Origin of the sequence: Bacillus smithii (assembly GCF_001050115.1) — a bacterium.
In the GTDB taxonomy this organism is placed as follows: domain Bacteria; phylum Bacillota; class Bacilli; order Bacillales; family DSM-4216; genus Bacillus_O; species Bacillus_O smithii.
Genome location: NZ_CP012024.1, coordinates 3,328,235 through 3,346,734, shown reverse-complemented (window position 1 = coordinate 3,346,734; position 18,500 = coordinate 3,328,235). Strand labels below are relative to the sequence as shown.

Genomic DNA, 18,500 nt, shown 5'->3' with positions numbered 1-18,500 from the left:
TAAAGATTGGACTCCTCCGAAGTTTACGATATATGGAGATGATCAAAGCAGATTATCGAGTATATTGTGAAGGAGGAGTTCAAACTTTAGATGAGGTCAGCTTTTTTTACATCCCATTCTTTTTTTCGACAAATCTTTTAAAAAGGTGTTGTCTAATTATCAAATGTTGTGTTATTATTAACAACGTCGCCGCTAATCATATCTTGAAAGATCATGCTCCCGGTGCGATTTCAGATACACAGTACAAACACCTATTGAAATTAGTCATTCGAGAGCCGGCGGCAAAAGGATGTTGGCAGCTTGAGCTGTTCATTGATGAAAAGACAGGACAAGCGGTTCTAGCCGTAATGATTAGATTAGTTCCTTTGTCCAAACTTCTTTATACATAAGAAGCATTAACATTTAATAATGAGCCATTAGCTCAGTCGGTAGAGCATCTGACTTTTAATCAGAGGGTCGGAGGTTCGAATCCTCCATGGCTCACCATTTCGGCCCGTTGGTCAAGTGGTTAAGACACCGCCCTTTCACGGCGGTAACACGGGTTCGAATCCCGTACGGGTCACTTGCCAGAAGAAAAGCTTCTTGCTGCCAACTTCCTTTCATGATGAATATTGGTCCCGTAGTGTAGCGGTTATCACGCCTGCCTGTCACGCAGGAGATCGCGGGTTCGATTCCCGTCGGGACCGCCATTTTCAACAATTGAACTTTTGCTTTGTTCCGTCAAAATTTGGTGCGGCAATCGTTGAATGAATGCATTGGACGAATGAATAAGCAGGTCGAATTTTTTATTGCGGCTTGGTAGCTCAGTCGGTAGAGCAAAGGACTGAAAATCCTTGTGTCGGCGGTTCGATTCCGTCCCAAGCCACTCAAAGAAGCATTGCGATGACATATTGCTCTCGCAGTGCTTCTTTTTTCATATACCGCCGATGTCCATTTGACAACATTCAGAAATGACGAATAGCGTTGATTTTTCTATCAACAGGTCGGATGAAAAGGCATCAAGAAAGTGTTAAAGTAATAAAAGACCTGTTCTATTTTACATTGAAATGATTTGATAATATATAAATAGTAGGATTCTCAATAAAAGAGGAGAGTAAGTATGCAAAAGAAAATTCTTGTTGTAGACGATGAAAAACCGATTGCAGATATATTGGAGTTTAATTTAAAAAAAGAAGGTTATGAAGTACATTGTGCTTATGATGGGGAAACAGCCATGCAAATGGTGGAGGATATCCAACCAGATATGATATTGCTTGATATTATGCTTCCGGGACGAGACGGCATAGAAGTTTGCCGGGAAGTGCGGAAAAAATACGAAATGCCGATAATCATGTTGACGGCAAAGGATTCTGAGATTGACAAAGTTCTCGGTTTGGAATTGGGAGCCGATGACTATGTGACAAAACCGTTCAGTACACGGGAATTATTAGCTCGTGTAAAAGCAAATCTGCGTCGCCATCAAAATGTGTCGACACAATCAAATGAAGAAGAGAATAACAGTGAGATTACGATTGGACCATTAGTCATTCATCCTGATGCATATGTCGTTTCAAAACGTGGAGAAACCATTGAATTGACACATCGCGAGTTTGAACTGCTCCATTATTTGGCAAAACATATCGGCCAAGTTATGACCCGAGAGCATTTGCTTCAAACGGTTTGGGGATACGATTATTACGGGGATGTTCGGACAGTAGACGTCACCATCCGACGCTTGCGTGAAAAAATTGAAGATAATCCAAGCCATCCGACATGGATTGTAACACGTCGTGGAGTAGGTTATTATTTGCGTACTCCGGATCAGGAGTAGAATTCGATGAAAAAAGTTGGTTTTTTTCGCTCAATCCGGGTCAAATTTGTTGTGATCTATGTCCTCTTGATTTTGTTTGCCACGCAGGTGATCGGGGTTTATTTTGTCCGTGAACTGGAAACAAAACTTGTCACCAATTTTAAAAACTCATTGAAAGAACGAGTCAACTTACTAGAGTATAATTTGCGCGAAGAAATGCTCAAAGACCGGAATGAAAATTCGGCGACATTAGAAAAAGACATTCGCAAAATTTTGGGGGATTTTGCAGCTTCTGACGTGTCAGAAGTGCGAGTGATTGATAACCACAATCGGATTATCGGGACTTCTGATCCTAACAACCAAGGAATTGTCGGACAAAGAACAACAGAGCTGGCGGTCAAGAGAACGCTTGCTGTCGGTTCGGAAGAAGACAAGATATATTTGGATCAGCAGACCCACAACCGCATTTGGGTGTATACTTCCCCCATTGTCTCCAATAAAGAGGTAATCGGGGCCGTCTATCTGGTTGCCAAAATTGAAAATGTCTTTAAACAAATGAATGAAATTAATCAAATCTTTATATCAGGAACCATCATTGCTTTATTGATAACTGCTTTTCTCGGTATTTTGATTGCCAATACGATTACAAAACCGATTACTGAAATGAGGCGGCAGGCCCTTGCAATGGGAAAAGGGAATTTTTCGAGAAAAGTAAAAGTATATGGCAATGATGAAATCGGTCAGCTAGCGATAACGTTTAATAATATGACAAAACGTTTGCAAGAAGCCCAAGCTTCCACTGAAAGCGAGAGAAGAAAATTATCTTCCGTATTATCTTATATGACAGACGGCGTCATTGCGACCGACAGAAGAGGGCGCGTTATTTTAATCAACAAGCCGGCTACTGAAATGTTGAATGTTTCACGTGAAACAGTAATGTCCGAATCGATTGTCACTCTGCTTCATTTAGAGGGCCAATATGAATTCGAGGACTTGCTGAATATGAAAGATTCCATTAATCTCGATTTCAGCACGAAAGATCGCCCTTATATTTTAAGAGCCAATTTTTCGATTTTACAAAAAGAAACCGGGTTTTTAAACGGACTGATTGTCGTTCTGCATGATATTACAGAACAAGAAGAAATCGAAATGGAACGTAAAGAGTTTGTCGCCAATGTGTCCCATGAACTGAGGACTCCATTAACCACGATGCGAAGCTATTTAGAAGCGCTGGCAGATGGAGCGTGGAAAGATCCGGAAATTGCACCGCGGTTTTTAGAAGTCGCGCAAAATGAAACAGAACGAATGATTCGTCTTGTCAATGATCTTCTTCAGCTTTCCAAAATGGACAACACCGATTTCAAACTGGAAAAAGAAGAATTAGATTTTGTGAAGTTTTTCCATAGAATTATTGATCGTTTTGAAATGACGAAAGAGCAGCATGTCGTTTTTGAAAGAAAACTTCCAAACTATCCGTTATATGTCGAGTTTGATCCGGACAAACTGACTCAAGTTCTGGACAACATTATTTCCAACGCCTTGAAATATTCTCCGGAAGGCGGTCAAATTACTTTCAAGGCGGAAGAAAAGAATCATTATATTGAGGTCAGCATTAAAGACCAAGGAATGGGTATACCGAAAAAGAACTTGGATAAGATTTTTGAGCGTTTTTACCGGGTGGATAAAGCACGTTCTCGTAAAATGGGAGGAACAGGACTGGGACTGGCAATCGCTAAACAGTTGATCACTGCTCATGGCGGAAAAATTTGGGCGACCAGTGTGGAAGGAAAAGGTACGACTATTTATTTGACGTTGCCATATGAACCATCAGAAGAGGAAGATTGGTCATGAAGAAGTACGAAAAAATCAAATCCGTCATTTTAGCAGTGTTGGTGGTTGCCAGCGCGATTTTAACGTGGAACATATGGACGTATCAGCCGGATTATGAGACGATTAACAATCACTATTTATATGAAGTAGAGATCAGCGAAAATCGCGATGCTTCCAGTTTAATTAAACCTGTCAAGATCATCTTCCATAAAGAGGGTGCACATTACGGCACTGTGAATGAGCGAGATATCGATACCATGATGAAGGAATTGATGAAGTGGAAATTTTATGATTTCCGCAATGTATCTCGCTATTTCAACCAGAAGGAACTGCAAAGGCTGGTCAATGGAAACGGCCGAGTGGATATTGAATATTCGGCACAAGTTCCGCTCAAAATGTATCAAAATGTACTGCACTTTGAAGATAAGAAATTGCCCAACGGCACTTTTGATCATATTATTTTGAACGATATGAACACGGCTGGAAGTGAGGCAACGGTCTATTTCGTATCTGTTCATAACAAAGCTGTTTATAAAACCACAATCGCTTCCAGTCAACTGAAAGAATGGAAAAAAATTTATCTAACCAAAGTCAATGACAAGAAGGAATACAGCGCCTATAAGTTTAAAACCGGCACCGTTTACTTGCCGAAAGAAAAAACAACGATGATTCGTTATAAATATATTCCCGATTTTATAGAAACCGAAAAATTTAAAGATGCCCTCTTTAGCGATCCCCATTTTGTGAAAAAGAATGTCAATTCCGAAGGGGAAGAATATACGGATGGTTCGAGTTTGATGAGGGTCAATTACACCAATAATATGATGTTTTATGTCAACCCTGCCCAGGAAGCGGAACTGGGCCATATATCCGATCTGAATGATTTAATGGGGAAAAGCATTCAATTTGTGAATGAACATGGCGGCTGGACAGATAAATATCGTTATTTTGACAGCGACTTGAAGGAGTCAAAGATTGTGTATCGGCTTTTCGTGAATGGGTATCCCGTTTTTAATGAAAATGGAATGGCGGAAATTCAGCAATATTGGGGAAAAGAGAAAATTTATAAATATGAGCGCCCTTACTTTACTCTTAATATTTCGCTGCCATCGGAAACTGTGGAAATCACGTTGCCGTCTGCTCAGGAGGCATTGGATTTTATTTCCAAACAGCCGGATTTTAATCCGGATTTACTGGAGGATATGGAAATTGGATACCAATTAATCCGTAGTCCACAAACCCCTAAAATATTGATCTTGGAGCCGGCTTGGTACTATAAGTACGGCGAGTCATGGTTCCCGCTCACGAATAAAAATTCGGGAGGAGGGAATCAAAGTGGATTGGAGTAAAACGAAAACCATTTTTATTTTTGTTTTTTTCATACTCGATATTTTTTTGCTGACGGTTTTTTTGAACAAACATTCGGCCAGCCAATTTGATATTATCGAAGAATCGTCTATTCAAGACAAACTAAAAAACGATGATATTAAATACGATAAGCTGCCGGGCGAGGTGGGGAAAACTCCTCTGATTACTGCCAAAGCCAAAACATTTACCAAAAAAGAAGTAGCTGGATTGAATAAACAAAAAGCAGCGTTGACGAGCGATCAAACGATGATCGTTTCCCATTTGGATAAATCGATTCCTTTAGATAAAGATTGGAAGGAAAATCTAAAGAAGTTTGTAAAAGAAGAAGTGTTGTATGGAGATCATTATGAATATTGGGGTTACGACAAGGATCAAAACCAAATCATTTTTTCTCAAGTATTCAAAGGAAATAAGCTTTTTAAAAACGGCAGCGGGCAGATATTGTTTGAAGTAAATAACAACAATGAAATTGATTCTTATGAACAGACCATGCTGGAAGAAATCGAAGAAAATAATAAAGAAAGCGTCCTTCCGGCAACGCAAGCAGTCAATAATTTATATAAAAATGGAATGCTGAAGCCGAACAGTACGATTAAAAAAGCCGAACTCGGCTATTATACGTTGGTTCAGCTAACGGAATCTCAAGTTCTTTCCCCTACTTGGCATTTTGCCATCGAACATAGAGGAAAAGTGAACCATCTATTTGTCAACGCTTTTGATGGCTCTATTCAGCAAACAGATAAAGAATGAATTGGGAGAGGATACCATGGCCATTCAATTTAGTGTACTTGCCAGCGGAAGCACTGGAAATGCCATTTACGTAGAAACAGATAAGCATTCGTTTTTAGTCGATGCAGGTTTAAGCGGAAAGCAAATGGAAGGATTATTTTCGAAAATAGGCCGCAATATTCGCGATTTGACCGGTATTTTGGTCACGCATGAACACAGCGACCATATTAAAGGCTTGGGAGTGCTGGCCCGCAAATACCAGCTTCCGATTTATGCGAATGAAAAAACATGGAGAGCGATGGAAGGGCTGGTCGGGGAAATCCCTACTGACCAAAAATTTGTGTTTGAAATGGAATCGGTTCAGACATTCGGAGACTGCGACATTGAGTCTTTTGGGGTATCCCACGACGCAGCGGAGCCGATGTTTTATATTTTCCATCATGAAGGAAAAAAACTAGCTTTAATTACCGATACCGGATATGTAAGCGACCGCATGAAAGGAACGATCCGGAATGCCGATGTGTTTGTTTTTGAAAGCAATCATGATGTGGAAATGCTGCGGATGGGGAAATATCCTTGGAACATTAAACGGAGAATTTTGAGCGATGTGGGACACGTATCCAACGAAGACGCCGCTTTGGCTATGAGTGAAGTCATCGGCGATCGGACAAAACAAATCTATCTTGCTCACCTCAGTCAAGACAATAACATGAAAGAACTGGCAAGAATGAGCGTTTCTCAAACACTGGAACAGCGCGGGATCGTTGTTGGAGAGCAAGTGAGGCTGATGGATACCGATCCTAAAATCCCGACGACTTTGACGGCAGTATAAAGCAACACTTTTCATAGCGTCAGTTGTATAAGATTCTATTTCACTTCCTTGTTTTGTACATTTTTCTTTATAACCGATGATAGGGTTCTGTCGGCAAAGAACTTTTTCATTGAAACGGTGCTTCGAGAAGCAAGCTTATTGCCTAGTGTGAACGGCTTCTTTATAGATTCCTGGTCAAGAAATAGATCTGGATCAGCTTATGAGCATATCATAAGCCGCAAAGATTCCGTTGCCTTTTTCGACAGCTAGAGCCTAATACATAACGACCCGTCATATTTTTGGGATGGGAAAGGCAAATCGCTTTGTGAATATTCCGATATTGTTTAAAATAAAAGCGGATGTTTTCATCCTTTTTTCACTATGAGGGGTTATTCTTATAGGAAAAAAGGAAGAATAAACTAACAGGTGAAAGCGATAAGAGAAAGGATGATAGGCAATGGGCTTTTACGATGAGGACCCGGCTCAAAAAAGACAGGCCGAGGAAAAGGAGGCTATTTTTTAGCCAGCCTAGCTGGGCTTATTGTGGGAGCGCTCTTGGTCCTTATAGCGCTGCCGAGATTAACGGATCAATCTATTTTGAACAGTGGCACGGGTACAGACAATACCGAAACGAATCAAACAGTCCGTCATGAAAAAGTATCGGTGAATGTGACAACGGATGTGACGAAAGCGGTCAGCAAGGCAAAGGATGCCGTTGTTGGAATTAGCAACATTCAATCAACCAGCTTTTGGGATACAGGAGAAACGAAATCAGAAGAAGCTGGATCTGGTTCAGGTGTGATTTATAAAAAAGTGGGAAACCGTGCTTTTATCGTCACCAACTATCACGTCATTGAAGGGGCTGAAAAATTGGAAGTCACCCTGGCAGACGGCACAAAAGTTCCAGCCAAAGTCCGCGGCGGGGATATATGGACGGATTTGGCCGTTCTTGAAATTGACGGTTCGCACGTGAAGAAAGTGGCGGAATTTGGCGATTCCAGTGCTTTAAAACAAGGAGAACCGGTTATCGCTATCGGAAACCCGCTTGGACTGGAATTTTCCGGTTCTGTTACCGAAGGAATTGTGTCTGGGCTTGAACGAACCGTTCCGGTCGATATCGATCAAGACGGCGTAGAAGATTGGCAAGCAGAAGTTATTCAAACGGATGCAGCCATCAACCCAGGAAACAGCGGCGGCGCTTTGATCAATCTAGCTGGTCAAGTGGTGGGAATCAATTCGATGAAAATTTCCCAAGAAGCAGTGGAAGGCATCGGATTTTCCATTCCAATCAATTACGCTGAGCCAATTATAAACTCCCTTGAAAAGTACGGGAAAATACAACGTCCGGCAATGGGTGTAACCTTAAGGAATGTAAACGAAATTTCCGCCTACCATCAACAAGAAACATTGAAATTGCCGAGCAATGTGAAAGATGGCGTCATGATCGAACAAGTCTTGCCTAATTCACCGGCAGATAAAGCTGGATTAAAGGAATTAGATGTCATTGTTCAGCTGGATGATCAAAAGATCCATGACATTCTCGGACTACGCAAATACCTGTATAACAATAAGAAAACGGGAGACACCATCACAGTCAAATTTTATCGGGAAGGAAAACTGAAAACGACAACTGTAAAATTAACAAGTGAGAATTCCTTCTAAATTCTGAAGCAAAGGGGCGGAATCCATTTCCGCTCTTTTTTACTGATAATGGACTTTCCGGCACTTCATGAGTTTTGATCGGGTTATTAGAAGGGGGATACTATTGTTTCGCACAGCTTTTATTCGATAGGACGCTCATTCTTTTTTTCGTTTGTTGAAGTGAAAGGCCTGTCGAAAAAGGTTTTTGGACACGCCGGCAATGGTTTAAACTATGGACAAAAAGCATTTTTAGAGGAGGGGATTCAAATGATTTATTGTTGTGAAGAACATGTGGAATTGGCATTAGAAATTGCCATTGACGAGCATGGAACGGCTCCGAACATGGAGAAACTGCCGGAGGAGCAACAATTGTCAACAACCTGTGAATATTGTCAAAACCGGGCGATATATGTTGTGGCAAACTAATATTCCCCTACAATATGTGGATAAAAAATGTGGATATGTGGATAAGTGCTGTGAATAACTTGTTTGTAAAGTGAGGAGAAAGTGTGAATATCTCAATTGTCACGGTCGGTAAATTAAAGGAAAAGTATTTAAAACAAGGAATCGAAGAATATTTAAAACGGCTGTCCGCTTATGCAAAAGTGGAAATCATCGAAGTAGCGGACGAGAAAGCTCCGGAAACATTAAGTGAATCGGAAATGGAGCAAGTCAAACAAAAAGAAGGCGAACGCATCTTGGCAAAACTTCATCCGGACACTCATGTCATCGCTCTTGCCATCGAGGGGAAAATGTACACATCGGAACAATTTTCTGCCCACATCGATCAGCTCACTACATACGGTAAAAGCAAAATCGCTTTTATCATCGGAGGCTCTCTTGGATTAAGCAGCCAAGTGCTAAAAAGAGCCGACGAAACCCTCTCCTTTTCTAAAATGACCTTCCCTCATCAGCTCATGCGCCTCATTTTACTCGAACAAGTGTATCGAGCATTTCGGATTATGAGAGGGGAACCGTACCATAAATAGTGGTAAATCCAAAGTATATAGGTAACTGTAAATAAGGAGAAATGGAAAAGGTTATTGGATAGGGTTATATTTATTTGGGAACTTCGGAGCAATAAAAGTTCTCTGCTTATTCAACTAAAGATCCTTGTTACTTCAATAATTATTCATATATAAATAGTATTCGGAATTCGTCGTGATAATGGTTGCTTATTCAATATCGGTCAAGAAATCTATTACTAAGAATGAAAATTAGAAAGATCATTAATAAAAATCTTAAGAACATCCATTTCTTGCAAACAGGAAAATTTTAAAAGCGTGAATTGAAAAAACGCCAAAGAAATAATGATTCTTTGGCGTTTCAGAGTGTAGACAAAAGGCATCCGAATGTGCGCTTTCGGATGCCTTTTGTCACTTTTATGCTTTCAAAGGTTGGGATTAGACCCCTCTAAGGGGTCTATTTTATGCCATTATTGGACTTTTCCATGCCCAGCAGGCCATCTTTTTCAAATTCATTGCAGCAAAAGTTAGCATCGCCTGCATGGACAATTTTTTTAAACCTCTTAAAGTTGTCCAACGCATACCATGCTTTTCCTTTGCATCAGCAAAAACACGTTCAATGGTTTCTTTCCGTCTTGCATAAATGCTCTTATTCTCTTGTGTATGCCGAAGATGATCAGCTTCCTCTAATGTTTTTTTATGCCGTTTGCATTCAGAATAATCAATTTATTGATATTTGGACTGGTTGACCAGTTTCGATTCTTGAGTTTTCAATATGTTTGGTCATTCCAATTAAATTGAATCTTTTCATTTTAATTTTTTTGAGGGCTATTGTTATCAAATTATACAAGTATACCTGTCATACTAGATTGAGATTTTCCATAATGGCTAATATCATTAGTCAAACGTCAGTTCCTTTATATGCAAGGGTTTTTGATTTAAAGGGAATTTTGTTTTTTTTTCTGCCCGTCTCTTTCAACATTTAAGTCTGAAGATGATAACTCTGCAAATAGAAAAAGTTCAAATTAAATTCACAAATAAATGTGAAATATTTCACAAAGTAATGGTATATTAACATTGTAGAATTGATTGTGAAATATTTCACAATAATATTTAGACTAAGTTTATTTTTACAGGCAAGAATAAAAAGGAATTACTGATTAGGAGTTGAAAGGTCATGAGTGTATGGGAGCAATTATATAATCCATTGAACAACATTTGGTTGTCAGCTGCTATAGCAGCCATTCCAATCATCCTTTTTATTGTTATGTTAGTCTTTATTAAGTTAAAAGGATATGTCGCAGGTGGCTTAAGCGTTCTAGCAGCAGGAGCTGTGGCTCTTTTCGTCTATAAAATGCCGGCTGCTATGGTTGCCGCATCTGCCGTATACGGTGTTCTTGCCGGGATATGGCCGGTGGCATCCATTGTATTAGCTGCTATCTTTTTATATAAAATAACGGTAAAAACGGGACAATTTACGATTATCAAGAATAGTATTTCATCTGTAACGGAAGACCAGCGAATTCAAGTGTTGCTTGTAGCTTTTTCATTTGGAGCCTTTTTGGAAGGAGCTGCAGGGTTTGGAGCGCCCGTAGCCATCACTGCTGCGATTCTTGTTGGTCTTGGATTTCGTCCTTTGTATGCCGCAGGACTTTGCTTGATAGCCAATATTGCAGGCGGGGCTTACGGTGCAATGGGAATACCGGTAACCATCCCTGCACTGCTTACCGGTTTAAATGGCCTTTCTGTTGCAAGATACACTGCTTTGGTTCTGCCTTTGGTGAGCTTTATGATTGCCTTTTTGCTTATCTTCATTGTGGATGGCGTTAAAGGAATACGCCAAACTTTCCCTGCCATACTGGTAAGCGGTGGCTCATTCAGTCTTACACAGGCTTTCGTATTGTATTTCTTGGGAGCTGAACTGGCAGATATTTTTTCTGCGATTGTTAGTTTACTTGCACTCATTCTTTTGTTAAGAGTATGGAAACCAAAAGAAATCTATCAGGTGAAACGCTCTGAAAACAACTCGGAAACAGCAACAGAAGAGACGGAAGCAACAGAAGCAATGGAAGCAAAGGAAGTATATCCTATTAATAAAATTATATTTGCCTGGCTGCCATTCATATTATTAACTGTATTCGTAACGTTGTTTAATCTATCTTTCATAAAAAAATTGTTTGAAGCGGGCGGTCCGTTGAATAAACTTGTTCTTCTTTTTCCGATTCCTGGGCTAAATAACCTAGTGATTCGGCATGCGCCGGTGGTGCCTGAAAAGAGCCCGTATCCTGCTGTTTTTAAACTTGATTTATTCTCATCTACAACGACAGCTATTGTATTAGCGATCATTTTTACTTTGCTGATACTACACTGCGATTGGAAGTTGATAAAAGAAACGGCTGTCGAAACAGGAAAGGAACTCATTTCACCTATATTAACCATTTGCAGTGTACTGGCATTCGCCTATATTTGTATGTATTCAGGCATGTCATCGACGCTTGGTCTTGCTTTTGCTTCTAGCGGAAAGATTTTCCCGCTATTTTCACCCATTCTTGGTTGGCTAGGGGTATTTTTAACCGGTTCTGTCGTGAATAGTGGATCATTATTTGCTCCTCTTCAATCTGTAACGGCAACACAAATCGGAATTCCGCCGGAAACAATGGTTGCTGTTAACGTCATGGGGGGAACAATGGCGAAAATGATTTCTCCGCAGTCTATCGCTGTGGCTGCTGCGGCTGTAGGACTGGTAGGAAAAGACAACGAATTGTTCAAGTTTACAATAAAGTACAGTTTAGTTTTACTGATTTTAATTGGTTTCATTAGCTGGTTTATTTTCTAATCTTTCACATTTGAAAAGAGCAACATCATCATGATGAAAGAAAAAATAAATTAGGTTGGCAAGGAATAGTGATATAAAAAAGAATGTTTAGGTGATATTTTTGGTACAGCCTCACACTGATCCAATTAAGATATATGCGATTATATGAATAATATTTGAGGAAAATTTATTCGAGAAATTTATATACGTTGCAGAAAACCGTATCATAAGCGAATGAGATGATTAGAAATGTTCGCTAGCGGAATGGTTAATAGAGCTGGATGATTCTCGTATCATCCAGCTCTTTTGTGCGCCTGGCATGGGTGCAGTCTATAGGGTGAAAGTCCTGAACTGCGAAGACAGTAGTAGCAGTTAGCTTAACGCAAGGGTGTCCGTGGTGACGCGGAATCTGAAGGAAGCGAGCGGCAAACTTAGGGTCTCTCGGAACACGAACTTCATAGAAGGCTAGGTAACATTGGATGAGTCTGCAAAACAAGATAAAGTCCATACTGCCTTACCCAGGGAGGTCTGACGGACACGCCAACTGAGTTGGTAACCCATCTAGCGATGGATGGCTGAACCGTCAGAAGTCAGCAGACGTCATAGTACAAATAAGGTCGCTCCTTTGAGAGCTTCTGGTCAGCATCGGTTCCATCTGCTTCCGGCAACATCCAATCTGTTGTCAATAATGAACGGTTATTCTTTTGCTTCGAATATCCCATCTTATCCGTTTTTGCCGTTACGTTTCAAATCCTTCTACATTCTAAAAAGGTTTCATTAATGCAATGACATTTTCTTCGTCATCCACAAGGACTATTATTCAGCATTCTATCAAATCTCCTTTAAAGTATTAGACTTATTTTTCATCAAAACCGTAATCTTTCGTCATAAGTTCACAACATTTTGTTAGTAATATGTATTTGAATAACAAATGAAAATTCGGTAGCGAAGTGAGTAAACAGTCGTTTTTTTCGTTCGTTGGCAAATTTAATCAATACAGAAAAAGAGTGGTCTATAGGCAGTAAAGGTGTTTGAGAATTGAAAGAGCATATTGAGAAAAATGTGCATCTTTTTTAAGGAACTAGACAAACCTTATTCGAAAAGCAGAAAGAACCAGATTTTTATGAAAAATATGGTAGTACCATTACCCTATATGATTTACGTCATTTTTATCATACTTTTGCAATTACCCAATGGAGTTAGCTGGAAATTGATCCTCCGCATTCATCAATAAAAAGAAGAAAAGAGAAGGCAAGTACCCCTCTAAAAAGTTCCACTGTACATTTAACAGCAGCGCTAATATAATAGAATCTTGCGTAACAATGAGATAAACCTTTCAACAACGACTCTTTCTTCCTGCTGAAAAGTATACCTGATTCGTCATTCATGGACGGATTTACCGAAAAGGGAGTTCCAATAAATAATATCAACAAAAAATAGCAAAAATTTTTCATTCATATCTCATGCTTATAAAAAGATAATGGGTATCGTTCGATTCAATTTAAGTGAAACCTATCTCATTCAAAGGTGCAAACTTAAGAAAAGTAGGTGACCTCTTTGTTTTACTACAACCAGTTGAAAATACTCAATCAAAAGAAGGGGGATTATGGGGACATGATCGTAATAGATGGAGTGGTAGGTGTTGGAAAGAGTACATTGATGGAAATTCTGGAGAAAAACGGGTACATAGCTTTTAAAGAGCCTGTCACTAATAATCCCATTTTGGATAAATTTTATTATGACAGAGAAAGATATAGCTTTCCCTTGCAAATTTATTTTTTAAATGAAAGGTTTAAACAAATTAAAAAAGCTTCTCAATATCCAAATTCGGTTTTAGACCGAAGTATATATGGCGACGTCATTTTTGCCAAAATGTTGCGCGACAATGGTGAAATGAGCGAGGTTGAATTTCAAATATACTTAGATTTATTCGGAAATATGATGGAGCATTTAAAAGCGCCTAAACTCTTGGTATACTTAGAAATTTCAACGGATGAAGCCATAAAGAGGATTAAAAAAAGAGGGAGAGAGTATGAACAAGTAGTAGAAAGAGAATATTGGGAAAGACTCAATCAAAATTATCGTGAGTATTTTGAGCAATATTCGTTTTCTCCTGTTTTAAAAATCAATGTGGATCAAATCGATTTTGAAAATAATCTTGAAGATAGAGAATATGTATTGAATTTAATTGAGAAATCACTACATACTGAATGATTGAAGATATGGATAAAAATCGCCGGAACATTATTGCATCTTATATTGTATATTTAAATACGTTTTGAGCCATGGATGTGCTCCTTCTCATTATTGTAAAAGGATCATTTTACAAAGAGGACGCAGCATACGGCTCTTTATTTATTACGTAATTATAAGGACAATGATGAATAAAATGAGGGAATTGCAAGCGGTTCTTATAGGGGAAGAAATATTATTTGCTTCCCTTTGTTTTTTATGTTATTTGCCTCGGGAGATGTTGCGGTGAGCCGTACCATAAATATATTAGCTTCTTGATAGAGTCTCGGATCCGCATCGATTCATAGTTAATATTTGTTGAGTCAGAAAAATGTACAATCTTGTTTTTGTTCAATGCTGATTTATAGATGCAACGGGGGTTGCGGTGCTTTGCAACTACGGCTATCTTTACTTTTTAAATCTAATGTATTATTAAGTAAGGATTAGGAGAATTTATTTCTATCGTTGGATCTTTTGGTTGTGGCAAGTCCGCTTTTGCTCAATTTAATAGAATGATTATTTTGAAAAAAGTAAGCATCAAGGTTCTTTTTATAGTTTTCGATTTACATCATCATCTTATGACTAGGCTTTAGTAAGAGGGTGATCATATGAACATTATTCAACTGTTTAATTGCTTTTATAGAGAAGATGTGGTTACGGATCTGATGGCAAATTTAATCAATACAGAAAAGAAGTTTGCGAACTGGTTTGTGGAAGATGTATGTCAGGTTTCTGGTTCATATAGGGTGGTGAACGCACATACGCGTGTGGGATTAGGAAAGGGCATTGGAACTCCGGATTTAATTATTGAATTGAAAAATGATTCAGCAGCTGAAAAAATTTTGGTTATTGAAAATAAACTAGGTGCTTTAGAAGGCTATGAGCAAACAAATCGGTATGCATCCGACCAGGGAAAGGAAAAGCTTTTTAAAGCTCTTAAGATTTCCCCGGTGCCTATTGAGTTTTTCTTTCTTACTTTAGATCCTTTTACGCTGCCAAAGAATACGCAATTTCATAAAAGAGATTATCAACAATTTGTTGACATGAAATGGGATACACTGATCCAAGATCCGACAGCTGTTCTAGTCATGAAAGATTTTTCTTCTTACTTAAAATCGTTTTATGCCCCTATTTTAAATGTAGACTTAAAAGATCAGATTGAAAAAGCGACGACTGGCTTAGATTCTTTGCAAAGAAAACTTTTATGGATCCAAGTTTTTCAACAAAGTCAAAGTCAGTTTCCTGAATCGTTAAAAATGCATTTCGGAGAAGTAGAAGGATATGGAAGGAATTCTGCTGTGTTTTTATTTCAAAAAGAAGAATGGAAGCAAAATGAATTTAACGGAAAAGAGCTCCAAGCAAACTCAATCAATATTCATTTCGAAGTTACGGTCAATTTGGTAGGAAGTTCGCCCGGTAAAGTATCTAGCTTTTCGGTCCATTATGAACCCAATCCATACAAATCGAAAAAGACGTATGAAGGTATTCCCGGTTATGAAAAATACACCATGCTCCGCTCAAAACGTACAAAAGCTTTTCATCAATCCGTGTTGAATTCGGATTTTTCAAATGAAGTATCACTGCGAAATGGCAGTAATTCGATTTTATTTGTTCCGTTAAATGACCATACGACGTTTGAAGGACTAATCGAAGAATTGCTGCAAAAAATGAAAAATATTGAACCATATATAGATCGTATGTTGCAAATAAAATGAAACAAGCAGAAACACTTTTCTTTTCTGCTTGTTTTATGCAAGTAGAACACGTTGAGATGGCTTGATACACCTGCTGATTAAATTTGCGGTGGATAGTGGTATAAAAAATGATTTTATTGGTAGACATTATAATTCATTAAAATACCTTTTTAGTTTGTCATTTTACAAATTTCGAGTTTGGATGAATTCTTCTAGTTCCTGTTTTAAACGATCCATATTTTCCTTCAGGTGAATTTCATCTTGCAGATTATAATGGCTGATGATCTTTCTTACGTCGGAATTCAATAAAAATAAAGGCCCATGGTGTTCTCGCAAGTTATGGAACCATAATTGTTGTTTCAGTATTTTTATATTCTGATTCGTTCTTCTTTGTTTTTTTGAAGGTATTGAAGTTATACATAACCAAACGACGATATCGAAGAATGCAGCAATCAAAAGAAAGCCCCCTTTTTTATTTTTCGCTTCAAAAGAAGAATTGGAAAAAAGCATATAAAAAGAAAGCACCGCATTCTTATGATTGAAAAAATTGGACATATCCGTAAAAATTCAGTACGTGACATGGCCTTATCTTAGTGCTAAAATTCATACGAAGGATGCTAGCCAATCTCTGTACAGGATGATTTAATATAATGATATTGGAAGATTTAGCCTTGTTTTCATCTCTATGTAACGAGGCTTTTTCCTTTTTTGAAGTTTTTGGAGTGCATCTTTGCAAAAAGTTTTAAGCGACGGTGTCAAAAGCGTAAAGGATTCCATAAAACTCCATGAGTAGGAGAAAATTTTGTTCTTCACAATAAACATGTGTTGGGAAATGGAGTTTCTATATGGAATTTTTATAATGAGTTTTGAATTTTAGATTTTGAATTTATGACAACAAGGAGTTTGGCTTATGTACTGGTCAGATCGAAAAGAAAACGCCATTTATTTTTTGCTGGCCCTGATCTTGTTATCTGTTGCTTGCTATAATATCTTTTTCAATTTAGGCAAATTTCCTATTTATAGTTGGGATGAAGCAAGACACGGAGTAAATGCTTATGAGATGTTAAGACAAGGAAATTTTATCGTCAATACTTATCGTTATAAGATGGATTATTGGAATTTAAAACCGCCTCTTAGTTATTGGGCCATCATGCTTGGCTATAAAACGGCGGGATTCAATGCTTTAGGATTAAGATTAATCTCAGGCATTTGTGCTATGTTGACGATTATCATCGTAGGCATTTTTGTGAAAAAGAATTTCGGAAATGCAGCTTCCTTATTATCGATGCTAACATTGTCGACAAGCACTCAATTTTTAATTAATCATAGTGCACGAACCGGTGACGCAGATTCTCTTTATGTCTTTTTATTTACAGTGGCTATTCTGTCTTTGCTGCTTAGCGAGAAAAAGGATTATTGGCTGTATGTATCGGGACTGGCCTTTGCTTTGGCTTTTTTAACAAAAAGTTGGCATGCAGGGAATATAGCCGTCATTATGGGATTGTACCTCTTTATTACTGGAAAATACAAAAAATTATCCTTTAAAAAATGGATGATGTTATGTTTGTGCATGATCGTGCCCATTTTGATTTGGGCGGTTATACGATATCAATATGACGGCTTTGCTTTTTTCCAAAATATGATTTCGTATGACTTGCTGCATAGATCAACGGTTCCCATTGAAGGTCATGTAGGCGATGAATCTTACTATGGAGTCATATTATCCCATTTTTACTTTTTGTGGTTCGCTGTTTTATTGGGAATGATTTTAGTCTATCATTTTCATCAAAATCTTTCGATTAATCTATCCAAGCATGAAAAACGATCTTATATAATAGGGCTCTGTTTATGGGTGATTGTTCCTTTCATCCTGTATACGTTAGCTAAAACGAAGATAAGATGGTATATTTTGCCTGTTTATCCTCCGCTAGCCATCATGATAGGGATTTTGGCCAGCAGAATTTTGTTGAAAGGTAAATGGCTGGTCAAAATAGTTCTTTTATCGACCATTCTTTTTGTTGCTCATTATTATGAAGGGGAAATTCTAATGTATGTCAACAACCCCATACCGAATGATCAATTAAGTTTGATTGAAAAAACGAAGTCATTGGATGGAGTAAGGGGATACAGCTTATTTAAATACCATCCAAAAAGACATAAGGCGGTATGGGCTCAAAGTGCGGTTCTAACGGCTGAATTAGTGAATGATTTGAAAGTGCAAGGCGGAGATTTTCATGCCTTCTTAAAAAATGATAGAGCCTTGCTTTTAGTGAAAAAAAGGTTTTATACAAAACAATTGGCCGCTTCGAATCATTTAAACATCGTCGCCTCCAATCACTGGGGCTACATTCTTAGTAAAGAGAAGATTCGGATGAAACATCAATTGAATTGAATCAGAGAATGACACATGTGGGATTGGACACCATTTATCGAAGGAGCAGGCAAGAATTTATGGATTCATTCTTGCCTGCTTTGTTCAATTCAAAAGTGATTGGTGACAAATATTTTCTATTCTTTAGGTCTTTAAAATGCCGAAATGCCCCATATATTATCCGCATGTCCTTTTTCAATACTTATATCTGCACTCTCTAATCCCCAAATCTTCCATTTCAAACGTTGTGAAAAA

General features: G+C 38.3%; 13 protein-coding genes, 4 tRNA genes and 2 pseudogenes. 17 read left to right on the top strand and 2 right to left on the bottom strand.

The annotated features are described in order from the left end of the window. Positions 1-32 precede the first annotated feature (32 nt). The 13 genes and pseudogenes from BSM4216_RS15680 (at position 33) to rlmH (ending at position 9,157) form a co-directional block, all read left to right on the top strand. Positions 33-389, top strand: a complete 357-nt coding sequence (locus tag BSM4216_RS15680; RefSeq protein ID WP_048624323.1) for a hypothetical protein — start codon at positions 33-35, stop codon at positions 387-389. Between the two features lie 21 nt (positions 390-410). Beyond that, positions 411-486, top strand: a tRNA-Lys gene (locus BSM4216_RS15675). Between the two features lie 4 nt (positions 487-490). Continuing rightward, positions 491-562, top strand: a tRNA-Glu gene (locus tag BSM4216_RS15670). Positions 563-613: 51 nt separating this feature from the next. Continuing rightward, positions 614-689 (top strand) — tRNA-Asp (locus BSM4216_RS15665). Positions 690-792: 103 nt separating this feature from the next. Next, positions 793-865: transfer RNA gene (locus BSM4216_RS15660), tRNA-Phe, on the top strand. Positions 866-1,099: 234 nt separating this feature from the next. Next, entirely contained in the window at positions 1,100-1,810 is a 711-nt protein-coding gene (gene yycF / locus BSM4216_RS15655) for a response regulator YycF (RefSeq protein ID WP_003353449.1), read from the top strand. A 6-nt stretch (positions 1,811-1,816) separates the two neighbouring features. Then, positions 1,817-3,640, top strand: coding sequence for a cell wall metabolism sensor histidine kinase WalK (walK, locus tag BSM4216_RS15650; protein ID WP_048624322.1), 1,824 nt, complete (start codon positions 1,817-1,819; stop codon positions 3,638-3,640). Continuing rightward, positions 3,637-4,968 carry a YycH family regulatory protein gene (locus BSM4216_RS15645; RefSeq protein ID WP_048624321.1) on the top strand — a complete coding sequence of 444 codons (1,332 nt, stop codon included), beginning with the start codon at positions 3,637-3,639 and terminating at the stop codon, positions 4,966-4,968. The genes walK and BSM4216_RS15645 overlap by 4 nt, the downstream gene beginning before the upstream one ends. Continuing rightward, positions 4,955-5,737 (top strand): two-component system regulatory protein YycI, encoded by a 783-nt coding sequence (locus BSM4216_RS15640; RefSeq protein ID WP_048624320.1) that lies wholly within the window; start codon positions 4,955-4,957, stop codon positions 5,735-5,737. The genes BSM4216_RS15645 and BSM4216_RS15640 overlap by 14 nt, the downstream gene beginning before the upstream one ends. Positions 5,738-5,753: 16 nt before the next feature. After that, on the top strand, positions 5,754-6,548 hold the full coding sequence (locus BSM4216_RS15635) for an MBL fold metallo-hydrolase (protein WP_003353456.1): 795 nt from the start codon (positions 5,754-5,756) through the stop codon (positions 6,546-6,548). A 436-nt stretch (positions 6,549-6,984) separates the two neighbouring features. Next, positions 6,985-8,189: pseudogene (locus BSM4216_RS15630) on the top strand (S1C family serine protease). Between the two features lie 246 nt (positions 8,190-8,435). Continuing rightward, positions 8,436-8,594, top strand: a complete 159-nt coding sequence (locus BSM4216_RS16580) for a CxxH/CxxC protein (RefSeq protein WP_003353458.1) — start codon at positions 8,436-8,438, stop codon at positions 8,592-8,594. Between the two features lie 83 nt (positions 8,595-8,677). Beyond that, positions 8,678-9,157: a 23S rRNA (pseudouridine(1915)-N(3))-methyltransferase RlmH gene (gene rlmH / locus BSM4216_RS15625; protein WP_048624319.1), complete on the top strand. Its 480-nt coding sequence runs from the start codon at positions 8,678-8,680 to the stop codon at positions 9,155-9,157. 438 nt (positions 9,158-9,595) lie between these two features. On the opposite strand, the pseudogene BSM4216_RS16575 reads toward rlmH, so the two are convergent. Next, positions 9,596-9,823: pseudogene (locus BSM4216_RS16575) on the bottom strand (transposase); the annotation flags it as partial. Between the two features lie 487 nt (positions 9,824-10,310). Here BSM4216_RS16575 and BSM4216_RS15615 point away from each other — a divergent pair. The 3 genes from BSM4216_RS15615 (at position 10,311) to BSM4216_RS15605 (ending at position 15,895) form a co-directional block, all read left to right on the top strand. After that, positions 10,311-11,969: a lactate permease LctP family transporter gene (locus BSM4216_RS15615; RefSeq protein WP_048624317.1), complete on the top strand. Its 1,659-nt coding sequence runs from the start codon at positions 10,311-10,313 to the stop codon at positions 11,967-11,969. A gap of 1,593 nt (positions 11,970-13,562) precedes the next feature. Next, positions 13,563-14,162: a deoxynucleoside kinase gene (locus BSM4216_RS15610; RefSeq protein ID WP_048624316.1), complete on the top strand. Its 600-nt coding sequence runs from the start codon at positions 13,563-13,565 to the stop codon at positions 14,160-14,162. 626 nt (positions 14,163-14,788) lie between these two features. Next, positions 14,789-15,895, top strand: a complete 1,107-nt coding sequence (locus tag BSM4216_RS15605) for a hypothetical protein (protein WP_048624315.1) — start codon at positions 14,789-14,791, stop codon at positions 15,893-15,895. Between the two features lie 162 nt (positions 15,896-16,057). Here BSM4216_RS15605 and BSM4216_RS15600 read toward each other — a convergent pair whose 3' ends face one another. Further along, positions 16,058-16,330, bottom strand: coding sequence for a hypothetical protein (locus BSM4216_RS15600; RefSeq protein WP_156179277.1), 273 nt, complete (start codon positions 16,328-16,330; stop codon positions 16,058-16,060). 454 nt (positions 16,331-16,784) lie between these two features. On the opposite strand from BSM4216_RS15600, the gene BSM4216_RS15595 reads away from it, so the two are divergent. Then, positions 16,785-18,266 (top strand): ArnT family glycosyltransferase, encoded by a 1,482-nt coding sequence (locus BSM4216_RS15595; protein ID WP_048624313.1) that lies wholly within the window; start codon positions 16,785-16,787, stop codon positions 18,264-18,266. The last annotated feature ends 234 nt before the right edge of the window (positions 18,267-18,500 follow it).